The sequence below is a fragment of the Sulfitobacter sp. KMM 9851 genome (assembly GCF_057178245.1).
Window position 1 is genome coordinate 2,634,316 of the sequence record NZ_CM169991.1, and the last position, 15,245, is coordinate 2,649,560.

The 15,245-nt window shown below is 61.7% G+C and carries 13 protein-coding genes; 8 read left to right on the forward strand and 5 right to left on the reverse strand.

Annotation, left to right across the window (positions count from 1 at the left end; translation table 11 throughout):
* Positions 1–55 precede the first annotated feature (55 nt).
* Positions 56–847 (reverse strand): crotonase/enoyl-CoA hydratase family protein, encoded by a 792-nt coding sequence (locus tag AC1965_RS13020; RefSeq protein WP_483884286.1) that lies wholly within the window; start codon positions 845–847, stop codon positions 56–58.
* Between the two features lie 116 nt (positions 848–963).
* Here AC1965_RS13020 and AC1965_RS13025 point away from each other — a divergent pair, with 116 nt between their 5' ends.
* Complete coding sequence (locus tag AC1965_RS13025; protein WP_483884287.1) at positions 964–2,073, forward strand: pyridoxal phosphate-dependent aminotransferase; 1,110 nt, start codon at positions 964–966, stop codon at positions 2,071–2,073.
* A 60-nt stretch (positions 2,074–2,133) separates the two neighbouring features.
* Here the strand turns inward: AC1965_RS13025 and AC1965_RS13030 are convergent, their stop codons facing one another.
* On the reverse strand, positions 2,134–3,351 hold the full coding sequence (locus tag AC1965_RS13030; protein ID WP_483887043.1) for a pyridoxal-phosphate-dependent aminotransferase family protein: 1,218 nt from the start codon (positions 3,349–3,351) through the stop codon (positions 2,134–2,136).
* Between the two features lie 166 nt (positions 3,352–3,517).
* Here AC1965_RS13030 and AC1965_RS13035 point away from each other — a divergent pair, with 166 nt between their 5' ends.
* Positions 3,518–5,374 (forward strand): ABC transporter ATP-binding protein, encoded by a 1,857-nt coding sequence (locus tag AC1965_RS13035; protein WP_483884288.1) that lies wholly within the window; start codon positions 3,518–3,520, stop codon positions 5,372–5,374.
* Here the strand turns inward: AC1965_RS13035 and AC1965_RS13040 are convergent, their stop codons facing one another.
* Entirely contained in the window at positions 5,375–6,052 is a 678-nt protein-coding gene (locus AC1965_RS13040) for a TIGR04283 family arsenosugar biosynthesis glycosyltransferase (RefSeq protein WP_483884289.1), read from the reverse strand.
* 64 nt (positions 6,053–6,116) lie between these two features.
* Between AC1965_RS13040 and ygfZ the strand changes: the two genes are divergently transcribed.
* Positions 6,117–6,866 (forward strand): CAF17-like 4Fe-4S cluster assembly/insertion protein YgfZ, encoded by a 750-nt coding sequence (ygfZ, locus tag AC1965_RS13045; RefSeq protein ID WP_483884290.1) that lies wholly within the window; start codon positions 6,117–6,119, stop codon positions 6,864–6,866.
* 58 nt (positions 6,867–6,924) lie between these two features.
* Here the strand turns inward: ygfZ and efp are convergent, their stop codons facing one another.
* The gene (gene efp, locus AC1965_RS13050; protein WP_483884291.1) at positions 6,925–7,488 is read right to left on the reverse strand and encodes an elongation factor P; all 564 of its coding nucleotides are present in this window, start codon (positions 7,486–7,488) and stop codon (positions 6,925–6,927) included.
* Positions 7,489–7,710: 222 nt separating this feature from the next.
* Between efp and AC1965_RS13055 the strand changes: the two genes are divergently transcribed.
* Positions 7,711–8,031, forward strand: coding sequence for a DUF6280 family protein (locus AC1965_RS13055; RefSeq protein ID WP_093915679.1), 321 nt, complete (start codon positions 7,711–7,713; stop codon positions 8,029–8,031).
* A 138-nt stretch (positions 8,032–8,169) separates the two neighbouring features.
* A complete protein-coding gene (locus tag AC1965_RS13060) occupies positions 8,170–9,630 on the forward strand; it encodes a cobyric acid synthase (protein ID WP_483884292.1) in 1,461 nt (486 codons plus the stop codon).
* Between the two features lie 76 nt (positions 9,631–9,706).
* On the opposite strand, the gene dusA is transcribed toward AC1965_RS13060, so the two are convergent.
* A complete protein-coding gene (gene dusA, locus AC1965_RS13065) occupies positions 9,707–10,669 on the reverse strand; it encodes a tRNA dihydrouridine(20/20a) synthase DusA (protein WP_483884293.1) in 963 nt (320 codons plus the stop codon).
* Positions 10,670–11,230: 561 nt separating this feature from the next.
* Here dusA and AC1965_RS13070 point away from each other — a divergent pair.
* The 3 genes from AC1965_RS13070 to ccoN are packed head-to-tail and all read left to right on the forward strand — an operon-like array spanning position 11,231 to position 15,245.
* Positions 11,231–13,423, forward strand: coding sequence for a heavy metal translocating P-type ATPase (locus tag AC1965_RS13070; RefSeq protein WP_483884294.1), 2,193 nt, complete (start codon positions 11,231–11,233; stop codon positions 13,421–13,423).
* Complete coding sequence (gene ccoS / locus AC1965_RS13075; protein ID WP_483884295.1) at positions 13,420–13,596, forward strand: cbb3-type cytochrome oxidase assembly protein CcoS; 177 nt, start codon at positions 13,420–13,422, stop codon at positions 13,594–13,596. Before AC1965_RS13070 ends, ccoS begins: the two co-directional genes overlap by 4 nt.
* Positions 13,593–15,245, forward strand: coding sequence for a cytochrome-c oxidase, cbb3-type subunit I (gene ccoN / locus AC1965_RS13080; RefSeq protein WP_483884296.1), 1,653 nt, complete (start codon positions 13,593–13,595; stop codon positions 15,243–15,245). The genes ccoS and ccoN overlap by 4 nt, the downstream gene beginning before the upstream one ends.

Below are 15,245 nucleotides of genomic sequence, written 5' to 3' on the forward strand. Positions count from 1 at the left end.
GGTCTGGCGCTGCACGGCAGGCTGGCGCCCTTAAGGCAGGACGCGCGCGGCACCTCTACTTGAACACAGCGGGGCGTTTGCCAAATTCGGCGGCGATCACTTCCATCTGGTGGGGTTTGCCAAGCAGATCCGCCTGCTCTCGTGATTCCGCCAGCAAGATGTCCTCCGCCGAGGCCGCCGTTTCAGCGTAAGATATCAACCTCTTGGCAGCGCGGATGGCGCTGGGGCTTTTGCCCACGATGACCTCGGCTAATGTCGTCGCGGCGGCCAGCGGGTCATCGGCCAATTCTGTCACCAGCCCCCACTTCTCGGCCTGCACGCCATCGACTGCCTGCGCCGTGAAGGTCAACCGGCGCAGCACGTCCGAGCGCAGCAGACGCGGCAGCAACACCATGCCCCCCATGTCGGGCACGATACCCCATTTCATCTCCATCACCGCCAACTTGCTATCCGGTGCGGCGATGCGAATGTCTGCTCCCATCGCAAGTTGCAGGCCCGCGCCATAGACGGCGCCGTGCAACGCCGCGATCACGGGAATCTCCATCCGGTGCCAGACCATCGCCACCTCTTGCCACTGGTTCGTTGTACCATCGCCATGACTGCGCGGCATGATCATTTCGGTCGGGTCTTTGCCGATCATCCCCGACAGCCCGGTGATGTCGATCCCAGCACAAAACGCCTTACCCTCGCCCGACAGCACGACAACACGCGCGTCAGAGCCTGCAACCTCCTGCCCCGCTTCGATAATTTCGTCTATCATCTGCTGGTCGAGGGCGTTCATCTTGTCGGCACGGGTGAGGGTCACAAAGGCGATGTGATGGTCAAAACGGGTGGTGACGCGGCGCATAGGGCTCTCCTGATCTGGTTTGGCACAGTTCAGCCCATTCCGCACCGCCGCGCCAGCGAAACGTCACGGCAGCGCAGGCTCTTGCCCCGCCTGCGCGCGCAACATATCACCCACCCATGACACATGTTCGCCTCACCCCGCTTGCCGAATCCCTGCCCGCCAATGTGCCATTTGTCGGCCCCGAAGCGCAGGAGCGTGCCCTTGGCCGTCCTTTTGCCGCGCGGCTGGGAGCGAATGAAAACGTCTTTGGCCCGTCTCCCCGCGCGATCGCAGCCATCGCGGCCGAGGAGCACTGGAAATACGGCGATTCCGAAAGTATCGACCTGCGCCGCGCCTTGGCGGACATGCACGGTACCGCCATCGACAATATTGTGGTGGGCGAAGGTATTGATGGGCTGCTGGGCTATCTCGTTCGGTTGCTCGTTGGTCCCGGCGATGCGGTGGTGACCTCAGACGGGGCCTATCCGACGTTCAACTATCATGTCGCGGGCTTTGGCGGCACCTTGCACAAAGTGCCGTACCGTGACGATCACGAAGACCCCGCAGCCCTGTTTGCCAAAGCCGCCGAAGTGGATGCCAAGCTGGTCTATCTCGCCAACCCGGACAACCCGATGGGCAGCTGGCACAGTGGCGATACATTGCTGCGCGCCTTGGATGATCTGCCCAAAACCTGTTTGCTCCTGCTCGACGAAGCCTATCTCGAATGCGCCCCTGAAGGCACAGCGCTGCCGCTCCGCGCTGATGACCCGCGCGTCATTCGGATGCGCACCTTTTCAAAAGCATACGGGCTGGCAGGCGCACGTATCGGCTATGCCATCGCGGCACCTGACCTGATCATGGCCTTCCACAAGGTGCGCAATCACTTCGGACTTGCTCGTGCGGCCCAGGTGGGCGCACTGGCCGCATTGCAAGATCAGGACTGGCTGGCGCAAACGCTGGCGCAGATCGCCGAGGCGCGCGATACCATTTCCGCAATTGCCATCGAAAACGGGCTGTATCCCCTGCCGTCCGCGACAAATTTCGTGGCAATTGACTGTGGCCGGGACGGCACCTTTGCCAAGGCGGTTCTCGATGCGCTGATCGCACGCGGCATCTTTGTGCGGATGCCATTTGTCGCGCCGCAAAACCGCTGCATACGTGTCAGCTGTGGCACGCCAGAACAACTGGCCTTGTTCGCCGCCGCCCTACCTGACGCACTGAAAGATGCAGGCGCGCCTTCCCTTTAATCTTTTTTGGACTAAAAATACCTTTGCACCACTGCCACCCCACGCGGGGGGGGCTGCGGGCTAGTCGCCTCCACCTTGCGCAATCGCCTTAGCGGCGGCGGCCAACGCACCGTCACCATGTTCGATTTTCAGTGCCTGCATTCCCGCTTCGACCCCGCCGAGCAGCCCCATGATCATGTGACCATTGACGTGTCCCATGTGACCCAGGCGGAAAAACCCGTGCCATGCCGCGTCCCCCGGCGCGGCCATGCCCAGCCCGATACCAAGTGTCAGACCCAGATTGCCCTGCACCCAGTCGCGCAGCCGCGTGGCATCGGGCGATTGCAGGCGCAGCGCTGTCACCGCATGGCTGCGCAGACTTCGGTCTTCGATATTGATCCTTAGCGTGCCGCGCGTCGACCAGGCTTCGCAGGCGGCCCAGACAGCCCCGGCCAATGTCGCGTGGCGCTGCCAGACCTGTTCAATGCCTTCGGCGTGGATCATATCGAGCGCGGTGCGCAGCCCGTAGATATGATGTGTCGGCGCGGTGCCGCAGTGATACTGATAAAACTCCTGCGGATGGGCGCGCGGCGACCAATCCCAATAGCGGCTGACCCGCGGCAGGGCCTTGCGGGCCGCCTCGGCGCGGTCATTGAAAAACACAAATCCCAGTCCCGGTGGCACCATCAGACCCTTTTGGCACGCGGTTACCATGATATCGACACCCCAGGCGTCCATCTCGAACCGGTCACAGGCAAATGATGCGATGCAATCGGCCATCAGCAACGCTGGGTGGTCGCAGGCATCCATCGCGGCACGCAGTCCGGCAATGTCATTGCGCACTGAGCTGGAGGTGTCGACATGCACGCCCAGTACCGCTTTGATCTCGTGCGCCTTGTCCTCAGCCAAACGCGCTGCGACCTGCGCCAGATCCATCGCTGCGGCCCGACCAAAGTCCATGATTTCGACCTCGGCCCCCAGATCGGTCGCCATCTCGCCCCAGCCGATAGCAAAGCGGCCCGTGGCCGGCACCAGCACCTTATCACCGGGGCGGATCACATTGCTCAGCGCCGCCTCCCATGCCGCGTGGCCGTTGCCGATGTACATCGCCACGTGATGTGTTGTGCGCGCCACGCGGCGCAGATCGCGCATCAAATCCGGCATCATGTCAGGCAGTTCGCCCGCGTAGATGTTTGGGGCGCCGCGATGCATGGCATTCAATACCGCATCGGGCATCACAGAAGGGCCGGGAATGGCAAGGTACGAACGGCCGGGGGCCTGTTTCAAGGTCGTGGTCATGGCGGCGACAACATATCCATTGGGGTTAAGAAAGGCGTAGTTATGCCGCACCTTATCTGCGCCACCGGGCGGGTCAACGCAGATCGTGCGTTGCATCCGCTTGCCCTGCAAGCCCGGCTTTCGTACACCAGAGGCTGCATTGCCCCAAAAGGACCGTGGCCCCTCGATGAATGACCAAACCTACACTTCGGGACAATTGCTGCGCTGGCTTTGGCAGGGATACCTGAAAAAACACCTGGGCCTGATGTCCATCGCGGTCTTCTTTATGGTGGTCGAGGGATCGACCCTTGGCGTGCTGGCCAAGCTGATGGAACCTATGTTTGACCGGGTTTTTGTGGCCGGGCAGCAGGATGTACTGATCTGGGTCGGGCTGGTACTGATCAGCATCTTCGCCCTTCGCGCTTTTGCCAGCGTGGTGCAAAAGGTGCTGCTGACGCGGATCGCAATGCGCTCTGCTGCCGAGATGCGGTTCGATCTGCTGGACAGAGCGATGCAGCAGGACGGGGCATTCCACCAAAGCCATCCGCCCGGTTTTCTGATTCAGCGCGTTCAGTCCGATGTAAACGCCGTCGGTGACGTCTGGCGTGCCGTGATCACCGGGGCGGGGCGCGACCTTATCGGGCTGATCATTCTGCTGGGTGTGGCCATCGCCATTGATCCGATCTGGGCGCTGATGGCCTGTATCGGGGTGCCGCTGATGGTTCTACCGGCGGCGATTGCGCAGCGCTTCGTGCGCGCCCGCTCGCGCGAGGCGCGCGATCTGGGGGCCAATCTGGCCACCCGGCTCGACGAGGTATTTCACGGAATTGTCCAGATCAAGCTGAACGCGCTCGAAGAATATCAATCGCGCCAGTACCGCGCTCTGACCCGTACCTTTATCCGCACCGAAGTGCGCGCCGCATTTGGCAATTCAGCCATTCCGGCGATGATCGACCTGATGTCGGGCGTCGGTTTCATGGCGGTGATCATCTACGGCGGCTCCGAGATTATCGCGGGCGAGAAAACCATTGGCCAGTTCATGACCTTCTTTACTGCCATGGGCTTTACCTTCAGCCCGTTGCGGCGGCTCGGTGCCATCAGCGGATTGTGGCAGATGGCCGCCGCCGCGCTGGAACGGATCAAGGAACTGATGGATGCACCACTACTGCTGAAATCCCCGCCTAACCCACAGCCCGCCCCAACCGGACCGCCCGACATCGCATTGCAGGACGTCGATCTGTCCTATGGTGACGCCAAGGTGCTGGACAAACTGACCTTGACCGCCAAGGCGGGGCAGACAACGGCGCTGGTCGGTGCCTCGGGCGCCGGCAAATCGACGATCTTTAATCTGCTGACCCGGCTGATTGATCCGCAAAACGGCAGCGTCAAGATCGGTGGTACAGCAACCGTTGACATGGCCCTGCCCGATCTGCGCGCGATGTTTTCCGTGGTGACGCAAGAGGCGCTGCTCTTTGACGAAACCCTGCGCGAAAATATCGTGCTGGGCCGTACCGACGTCACTGACGAAGCTTTGAACGACGTGCTGAAAGCAGCGCATGTGGCCGACTTCCTGCCCAATCTGGAACACGGGTTGGAAACCCGGGTCGGCCCGCGCGGCTCTGCCCTCTCGGGTGGCCAGCGCCAGCGCATCGTCATCGCCCGCGCGCTGTTACGTGACACGCCGATTCTGTTGCTTGACGAAGCCACTAGCGCGCTTGATGCGCAGTCAGAACAGGTGGTGCAGGACGCGCTTGATCGGCTGGCAAAGGGCCGCACGACTGTTGTGATCGCACACCGCCTGTCGACCATCCGCAGCGCTGACAAGATCGTGGTGATGGACCGCGGTCAGGTCAAAGACGAAGGCACCCACGAGGAACTGCTGGACCGGGGCGGGATCTATGCCGACCTATATCGCCTGCAATTCCGCGATGGTAAAACCGTGTCGGACGCGCGCGGCCTCAGCGCGCTCAGCGCGCAGGCGCGGCGGGAACGGATGCAGCAGCCCAGTCTGTTGCAGCGGATCGGCACGCGGCTGTTCGGATAATCAGTCGCGCCGGTATGCCTGTGCCAGACGTTCGGGCGACACCCCGGCGCCGTAGCGCAGCAAGGTCCACAGGTTGCGCCCCCCGCGCCGCAGCCAGCCTTGCTGCCGGTATTTTACGGCAGAGGTGATGGCATCACACCCCAGTGGCTGCAACCGCCCGCGCAATGCGCGCGCCAGCGCCACGTCCTCCATCAAGGGCTGATCGGGATAACCACCTGCCGCATTATAGAGGGGGGTTGGCAGCAAAAGTCCCTGGTCACCGTAAGGCAGCCCCAGATGGCTGCGCAGGTTGGCCCATCCGGCCACCAGCCGCCCGGGCAGACCGCCCCGGTCAAACCGCAGCCGGAACCAGCCCGCCGCATCCCCTACCAGATGATCGCGCACCGCCCCGGTCCACCCCGGTGCCAAAACCGTGTCCGCGTGCAGCACCAGCAGCCACGCACCCTGCGCCGCCGCACATCCGCGCCGCAACTGCCCACCACGTCCGGCGGGGCCCGTCACAGTATCGGCACCCCACGCCTGAGCAATCTCGCGGGTGGCATCAGTCGATCCGCCATCGCTGATGATCAATTCGCGGATCAACCCGGCCTCCAATCCTTCGACCAACGCGGCAAGGCAGGCGGGCAAGTCAGCCTCGGCATCAAGGGTCGGAATGATCACAGAGATCGGCGCGCGCATGGTTGCCCCTTTTGGATAGCCGTCCCAGGTTATATGTCATGGCAAAGATGAAAAGGACAACAGCATGACCCAGCGCCGCATCCTGCGCCTGACAGGCCCTGACACCCTCGATTTCCTCCAGGGAATTGTGACGAATGACGTCAGCAAGCTGACCAGCGGGCTGGTCTACGCCGCCCTTCTGACGCCGCAGGGCAAATACATTGCCGATTTCTTTCTTGTCGCTGACGGAGATGACGTGCTGCTGGACGTCGACGACAGCCTTGGCGATATGTTGGGCCAGCGCCTTGCGATGTACAAATTGCGCGCAAAAGTGGCGATTGCGCCCACCGACCTGCACATGCACCGCGGCACCAGTGATATGCCCCAGGACGCGCACCCCGACCCCCGCCATCCCGCGATGGGCTGGCGCGCATATCGCACAGCACCACAGACCGACGACACCACTGACTGGGACGCCCTGCGCGTGGCGCACCTGATCCCTGAAACGGGGATCGAACTAACCCCCGACACGTTTATCCTAGAAGCCGGATTCGGCCGCCTGAATGGGGTGGATTTCCGCAAGGGTTGCTATGTCGGGCAAGAAGTCACCGCGCGGATGAAGCACAAGACAGAGTTGCGCAAAGGGTTGGCCCAAGTCGCGCTCTCGGGCAGCGCAGCGATTGGGGCTGCAATTACCGCAGATGGCAAACCCGCAGGCACCCTGTTCACCCAATCGCATGACCGCGCCATCGCCTATCTACGTTTCGACCGCGCCGCGGGACCGATGCAGGCCGACGATGCCACGGTGGAATGGACCCCAAAACAGCCAAGCTGAATGCAAAACAGCCCCGGCGAACCGGGGCTGCTGAGACAACTTGAATTGTGACGTCGCGTCAAGCGCGTTCGACATATTCCATGGTTTCGGTGTTCACGACGATATCCTCGTCCTGTCCTACGAAGGGTGGAACCGACACGCGCACGCCATTGTCCAGCAGTGCAGGCTTGAATGAATTTGCCGCTGTCTGGCCTTTGACCACTGGCTCGGTCTCGACGATCTTGCAAACCACTTTCTGCGGCAGACGCGCGTTCAGCGCCTCTGCGTCGTGGTACTCCACGACGATCATCATGCCGTCTTGCAGGAAGGGCCGTGTATCGCCCAGCAGATCAGCAGACAACTGAACCTGCTCATAGGTTTCCGTATCCATGACAACCAGCATCCCACTGTCTTCAAACAAGAATTGCTGATCTTTCTGTTCCAGACGCACCTTTTCCACCTTGTCGGCAGAGCGAAAGCGTTCGTTCAATTTCGACCCGTTGCGCAGGTTGCGCAGTTCGACCTGGGCAAAGGCACCGCCCTTACCGGGTTTGACGTGATCGACTTTGACAGCCGCCCAGAGGCCGCCGTTATGTTCAAGAACGTTCCCGGGGCGGATCTCGTTTCCGTGAATCTTTGGCATATGACAAAACCTGAGGCAAAAGGTTGATGATACTTTGTCGGGTTCTATATCTGGAGGGAAGAGCCCCTGCAAGCAGGCGATATGTAGTGCTGCACCCGCAGCGAGATATGCGCCCTGCGCATGGGAGTTATGCGAAAAATCGGTATCCGAATCGAACAACATCCGTCATAAGGAACCCCACGCCGAAATGACAAGAGCAAGAATAATAGAAAGGACGACGAGATGAAAGATTTCGTTGATGGCACTGCTTTCAATAACGAACAAGGCAACCGTGCCCGTAAACTTTTTGCTGCCGTGGTACTGGCCGCTTTGGATGACGCGATTGCCGACGATAAGAAGTATGGCAATGGCCCAGAACAGATTGCCCGCTGGGCACGTTCGCGCGATGGTCGCGAAGTGCTGAGCTGTGCCGGCATCGACCCGAACGAACGGGTTGTGTCCGGTCTGATGGACTTTGTCGGCAAGGGTGTCCGCACCTCCGTCGCCCTGTCCCGTGAAGAATCCGAGCGTCGCCACGCCGCTCAGCAGGCCGAAGCCGCCTGATCCGACCTTTCCAGCCGGAACAATTGACGCAGCCCTCGGGCTGCGTTTTTTTGTGTCCAACGGCTCCTTCTCCCGCCCCCTCTTTCCACTGAAGTGAAATTAGGCCAGTTTGCGCCAAACTTGTAAAAAGGGCTTGCCATGACCAAAGCCATCATGATCCAGGGCACCGGCAGTAATGTGGGCAAGTCGATGATCGTGGCAGGCATCATCCGCGCTTGCGTCCATCGCGGGATGCGCGTGCGGCCGTTCAAGCCGCAAAATATGTCCAACAATGCCGCCGTGACCAGTGACGGGGGCGAGATCGGCCGCGCGCAGGCACTACAGGCCCGCGCCGCGGGAGTGGCTCCCCATACCGACATGAACCCGATCCTGCTCAAACCGCAAAGCAGCACCGGCGCGCAGGTGATCGTTCAGGGCCAGATTGCAGGCCAACAAGAGGCCGCGGATTTTGGCCGTAAGAAATCTGCACTGATGCCTGCCGTTTTACAATCATTCCAGCGCCTTGCGGCAGATTGCGACCTGATCGTCGTCGAAGGTGCAGGCTCTCCGGCGGAGACGAACCTGCGTGGCGGCGATATCGCCAACATGGGCTTTGCCACCGCAGCGGGCGTTCCTGTTGTGCTCATGGGCGACATTGACCGGGGCGGCGTGATTGCCCAGATCGTCGGCACCCAAGCGGTGCTGGACGATAGCGATAACGCCCTCATCCGCGGCTTTGCAGTCAACAAGTTTCGCGGCGACCGCAGCCTCTTTGATGCTGGCCGCGACGATATCGCCGCACGCACGGGCTGGCCCAGCCTTGGTGTGATCCCGTGGTTTGATCAGGCACATCGCCTGCCCGCCGAAGACGTGATGGACCTGCCCGCGCGTGCGCGCTCTGGCGGGGCGGGCTGCGTAATCGCGGTGCCCCGCCTGCCGCGGATCTCGAACTTTGACGATCTCGATCCGCTGGCGGCCGAACCCGGCGTTGATCTGCGCATGATCATGCCCGGTACCCCCCTGCCCGCCGACGCCGATTTGGTCCTTCTGGTGGGCAGTAAGGCCACGATTTCCGATCTCGCCGCCCTGCGCGCCGAAGGCTGGGACATTGATCTGGCCGCCCACATCCGGCGCGGCGGACATGTCTTGGGCCTGTGTGGCGGATATCAGATGCTGGGGCGCAGCATCGCAGACCCCCACGGTATCGAAGGCCCCGCCAGCCGGGTGCCCGGGCTGGGGCATCTGGACGTGGAAACGGTGATGGAACCGCTGAAACACCTGGCGCTGAAATCCGGCATCCATCCGGCCAGCGGCACCGTCCTCAGCGGCTATGAAATCCACATTGGCGAAACCCATGGCCCCGATACCGCGCGCGCCTGGCTGCGCTTTGATGACCAGCCCGAAGGCGCCGCCGCGCCCTCGGGCCGTGTCGAAGGCTGCTATATGCACGGCATCTTCAACTCTGATGCCTTCCGCCGGGCCTATCTTGAAAAATTTGGCGTCACATCGTCGCTGGATTTTGAAACCGGTGTGGACGACACGCTTGATGCGTTGGCCGCTCACGTTGAACGCTATATGGACATTGACCTGCTGCTGACCCTTGCCGCAGACATCGGTTAACCCACGCCTGCTGGCTTTCGTCGACCTTTAGAAACATCTTGGCAAAGACGTCAACGGCGGCGGTGGGCAACGCCGTTTATCCGACCAATGCATCTTTCTGAACCTGTATGGTCTGCGCCAGGGCTGCCAAAACCAGCTCCGGCCCTGCACCCTTCACATGTGCGCCTTCTGACAGCATCCGCCGCCACTGCCGCGCACCGGGACGTCCCGCGAACAGCCCCAGCATATGCCGCGCAATCTGGTTCAACCGCCCGCCCGCGATCAGATGCGCCTCGATATAGGGCAACATGGCGCGCACCGCATCTTCGGCTGTCGTATCGTCACCCTGCCCAAAGATACGCCGATCCGCGGTGCTCAGGATATCGGCGGGGGCGTGATAGGCGCTGCGCCCGATCATAACGCCATCCAACCCGCCCGCAAGAAGGGCCTCGGCCTGATCAAGCGAGGTGATGCCACCGTTCACCGAGATATGCAGGTTTGGAAACAGCCCTTTCATGCGGTGCACGATGTCGTAATCCAACGGCGGGATATCGCGGTTTTCCTTGGGCGAAAGCCCCTGTAGCCAAGCTTTGCGCGCATGGATCGTCACGCGGGTACAGCCCGCCCCAACGATCCGGGCCAGAAACTCTGGCAAGGTATCGTCAGGGTTCTGATCATCCACCCCAATACGACATTTGACCGTCACCTCGACATCACAGGCCGCCCGCATCTCTGCCACGCAATCGGCAACCAAGGCGGGCTGCTGCATCAATACCGCGCCAAAACAACCAGACTGAACCCGGTCCGACGGACAGCCGACATTCAGGTTGATTTCATCATACCCCGCCTGCGCCCCCAGCCGCGCTGCTTGCGCCAACTCTGCCGGTTCCGACCCACCCAATTGCAGTGCGACCGGATGCTCTGACGGATCGTGATCCAGCAAATGCAGCGCGCCCCCGCGCACCAGCGCCGGCGCCGTCACCATCTCAGTGTAAAGCAATGCATTCCGGCTCAGCAGCCGGTGCAGGTAACGACAGTGCCGATCGGTCCAGTCCATCATGGGTGCCACGGATAAACGCGCAGCCAATTCTGTTTTTCTTCTGGACATATTACACAGACACGGTTGGAGGGAGGATGCGACGATCTCCTCGGGTTTTAACGGGCGTTCACGCGGTCTCTTACCCAATTTGCGGCCTGTAGCACAAGTCAACCGGCAGGCCGGCACTGCTGAGCCGTGTTTTAGCTGACCGCCCTGCGTGAGGCTGGCGTGATCCGTATCAACAAAGCTCGACGTGTCTCGATCATCATTGACCCGGTATCAATGGCGCGGCGGCGCTATAGGTCGTGCAGCCAACTATGTCATCGCTGCCACGTGTTCGTAGTACGATGCTCGGCTCAAATGTCGTATGTTGCCGCAACGGCTGAAACAAGCCTCGGATGCGGCACCCCAGCCCCTGCAGCATCGCCTCGACCAACATCAGCGCATGGTATTTGTCTCTCGTTTGGTCCGATTGCAGCCGGGCGAAGATATCGGCGTCTTCCTGTCAGAAATTGATCTGGATCAAGAATCCCCCGCGCCCCTTCCGATAAGTCTGTCAAAACCCCTTGCTGGACCTTTGACGTGTCTGTTTTTCAATCAACCGCTCCTAAAGTCGACCAAACCCTTGTGCTGACCGCGCCCTCTATCCGCTGTGGCGGCTGCGTTGCCGCGATCGAGCGGGCGTTGGCACCCCTTCCCGACGTTGCCACCGTGCGCGCCAATCTCACGCTACGGCGCGTCAGTGTCACGCTGACGGGCGCAGAAGGTCAGGCCGGGGATCAGATCAAGGCCGTTCTTGCCGAGCTCAATCATATCGGCCACCCCGCGCGACTGATCGACAGTGCAGACCTGACCGAAGAAACCAAAGACGATACCGAAACCGCGTTGCTCAAGGCGGTGGCTGTCAGCGGGTTTGGCGCCATGAATGTGATGTTGCTGTCTGTTGCGATCTGGTCGGGGGCCACGGCCGCAACGCGTGACAGTTTTCACCTCATCTCGGCGTTGATCGCCGTACCTATTGTGCTTTATGCCGCGCGTTTCTTTTTTGTGTCGGCATGGGGCGCGCTGCGCCGGTCGCGCATGAACATGGATGTGCCGATTGCGCTGGCGATTGGTCTGGCCCTAGCGATGAGCCTGTTTGAGACAGCGCGCGGTGGTGAAGATGTGTTTTTCGACGCGGCGGTGACGCTCACGTTTTTCCTGCTGATCGGGCGCTATCTGGATCACCGGATGCGGGGCAAGGCGCGTTCGGCATTGACCGGTCTACAGCGGCTCGCTGTGCGAGATGCGTGGCACGTGACCCCCGACGGCACGGTGCGGTCCGTGCCAGCAGATGCCATTGTGCCGGGCATGATCCTGCGTATTCCGGCAGGCGAACGGATGCCGGTCGATCTGCGTATCGTGTCGGGCGCGACTGACCTCGACCGTGCGCTTGTCACCGGAGAATCGCTTCCCGTTGCCGTGATGTCGGGCGACGAGGTCGAGGCGGGCGCGCTGAACCTGACGGGGCCTGTGGATGCCGTCGCGCTGCGGCCCGTCGCCGACAGCTTTCTTGCCACGACGCTGCGGATGTTGGCGGGTGCCGAAGCGGGCCGTGGCACCTATATCCGTATCGCCGACCGCGCCGCACAGCTTTATGCCCCTCTGATCCACCTTGTCGCCTTTGCCACCTTTGTCGGTTGGATGCTGGCAACCGGTGACTGGCACCGCGCCGCCTTTGTCGCCATCAGTGTGCTGATTGTGACCTGCCCCTGTGCATTGGCGCTTGCCGTGCCCGTCGCCCATGTTGTGGCCTCGGGTCGTCTGATGGGCGAAGGCGTGCTGATGAAGGACGGGTCCGCGATGGAGCGGCTGGCCGGTGCAACCCGCGCGGTCTGGGACAAGACCGGCACCCTGACCGACGGTGTGCCTGTTCTGGGTAACCTGCCCGACGCGGGAGAGAATACGTCTGCCGCGGCAGCGCTTGCAGCGCATTCAACACATCCCGCCGCGCGCTGCATCGCGGGCCTGCGCCCTGCCCGGTTGGGCGCGGCCACTGATGTTACCGAACATCCGGGTTTCGGCATTGAGGGCCGCATTCAAGGGCGGATGGCGCGGTTAGGCCGCCCGTCATGGGTGGCAGAGATTGCAGGCACCCAAACCCAAGGCGAAGGCCCGGCGTTTGCGTTCGCCGATGCCGCGATGCTGCGTTTTGCACTGCACGAGACACTGCGCCCCGGCGCGCGAGATGCCGTGACTGTATTGTCCCACAATGGCCTGCCCAGCGAAATTCTGTCGGGCGATGCCGCGCTGGCAGTGGCCCGTGTCGCCGACCAGCTTGGCATTGTGGACGCGCGCGGTGATATGACGCCCCAAGATAAGGTCGCCCGCCTGCAGGAATTACTCGATCAGGGCGAACGTCCCCTGATGATCGGCGACGGGCTGAACGATACGGCCGCAATGGCAACGGCCTATGTGTCGATGTCCCCTGCCTCTGCGACCGAAGCCGGGCGCGCGGTTTCCGATTTCGTGTTCTTGCGTGACGGGCTTGATGCGGTGCCGCTTACCCTTAAGGTCGCGCGCAAGACGGCGGCGATCGTGCGGCAGAACTTCGGCCTCGCCATCGCCTATAACTGCGTGGCGATACCGCTTGCAGTGGCGGGTCACGTCACGCCCCTGATCGCCGCGATCGCGATGTCCGGTTCCTCGATCGCCGTGGTGGCAAATTCGCTGCGGCTGAACCGGCGTGCCGTTGCCGAACCCGCCCGCATGGCCCTGCGCGAGGTGGCGGCATGACGATCCTGCACCTTTTGATCCCGATCACACTCCTGATGGGCATGGTTGGCCTGCTGGCGTTTTTCTGGAGCCTGCGCACACAACAATACGAAGATCTTGCCGGTGATGCCGAACGCATCCTGCACGATGACGACACCCCTATGCCCCCCCGCCGAAAGGAAGAAATCAAATGATGGAACGCTTGACTGTCGCAGAGCGTCAAATGGCAATGTTGCTGACCGCAATCGTGGCAATGGCCGGGGTCCTTCTGGGCGTCATTGGCCGCGGGGATGCGATGGGGGTCCACGGGTGGATCACATTCATCTTTGCCGGGGCGCTGTTCTTTGTGGTGGGCAATGCGCTTTATGCCGCGCCGCCGACTGAGGACCGCACGATCAGCTATTACGACGACCCGACCAAGATCGGCATCTTGCTGTCGCTCTTCTGGGCGGTCATTGCGATGGGCATGGGCGTCTGGGTCGCGGCACAGCTGGCCTGGCCCGAACTGCGTTTTGATGCCGCATGGTCGAGCTTTGGGCGCATCCGGCCCGTGCATACCTCGGGGGTGATCTTTGGCTTTGGGGGTAACGCGCTGATCGCCACCTCCTACCACGTGATGCAACGCACCTCGCGGGCGCGGCTGGCGGGGCATGTGTCGCCATGGTTCGTGCTGCTGGGCTTCAATCTTTTCTGCATCGTCGCCGCGTCGGGCTATCTGATGGGCATCACGCAATCCAAGGAATACGCCGAGCCCGAGTGGTACGCCGATATCTGGCTGGTGATCGTCTGGGTCGCGTACTTCGTGCTCTATATGCGCACGCTGGCCCGCCGGAACGAGCCGCACATCTATGTCGCCAACTGGTATTACCTCGCCTTTATTCTGGTGGTGGCGGTCCTGCACATCGTCAACAATCTCGCTGTGCCCGCATCCTTTGGCGCCGCGAAAAGTTATTCCGCCTTCTCGGGGGTGCAGGATGCCATGACCCAGTGGTGGTATGGCCATAACGCCGTGGCCTTTTTCCTGACCGCCGGTTTCCTTGGCATGCTCTACTATTTCCTGCCCAAACGCGCCGGGCGGCCGATCTATAGCTACCGCCTGTCGATCCTGTCGTTTTGGGGCATCGTGTTCTTCTATATTTGGGCCGGGTCGCACCACCTGCATTACACGGCCGTACCCCAATGGGTGCAGACGCTGGGCATGACATTCAGCGTCATGTTGCTGGTGCCGTCCTGGGCCAGCGCGGGCAACGCGCTGATGACGCTCAACGGGGCATGGGGCAAGGTGCGCGATGACGCGACCCTGCGCTTCATGATGGTTGCGGCGGTGTTTTACGGGCTGTCGACCTTTGAGGGATCGTTCATGGCGGTACGCGCGGTAAACTCACTGTCGCATTACACCGACTGGACCATCGGCCATGTGCACGCCGGTGCAATGGGGTGGGTCGCGCTGATCACCTTCGGGTCAATTTACGCGGTGGTGCCGATCCTGTGGCGAAAGGAATCCATGTACTCGTGGAAACTTGTGGAATGGCACTTCTGGCTCGCCCTGTCGGGGACCGTCGTTTATGTCTTTGCGATGTGGAACAGCGGCATCATCCAGGGGCTGATGTGGCGCACCTATTCCGAAAGCGGTACGCTGGCCTATTCCTTCACCGACACACTTGTTGCGATGCACCCCTACTATGTTGCGCGCACCATTGGTGGGGCGATGTTCCTGGCCGGTGCCATCATTGGGTCTTTCAACGTCGTCATGACGATCAGAAATGTCCGGGAAGGCACGCCCGAGCAAGATTTTCCAACCCGATCCGAAGCGGGTGAACCCGCCGTACCAGCCGCGGAGTAA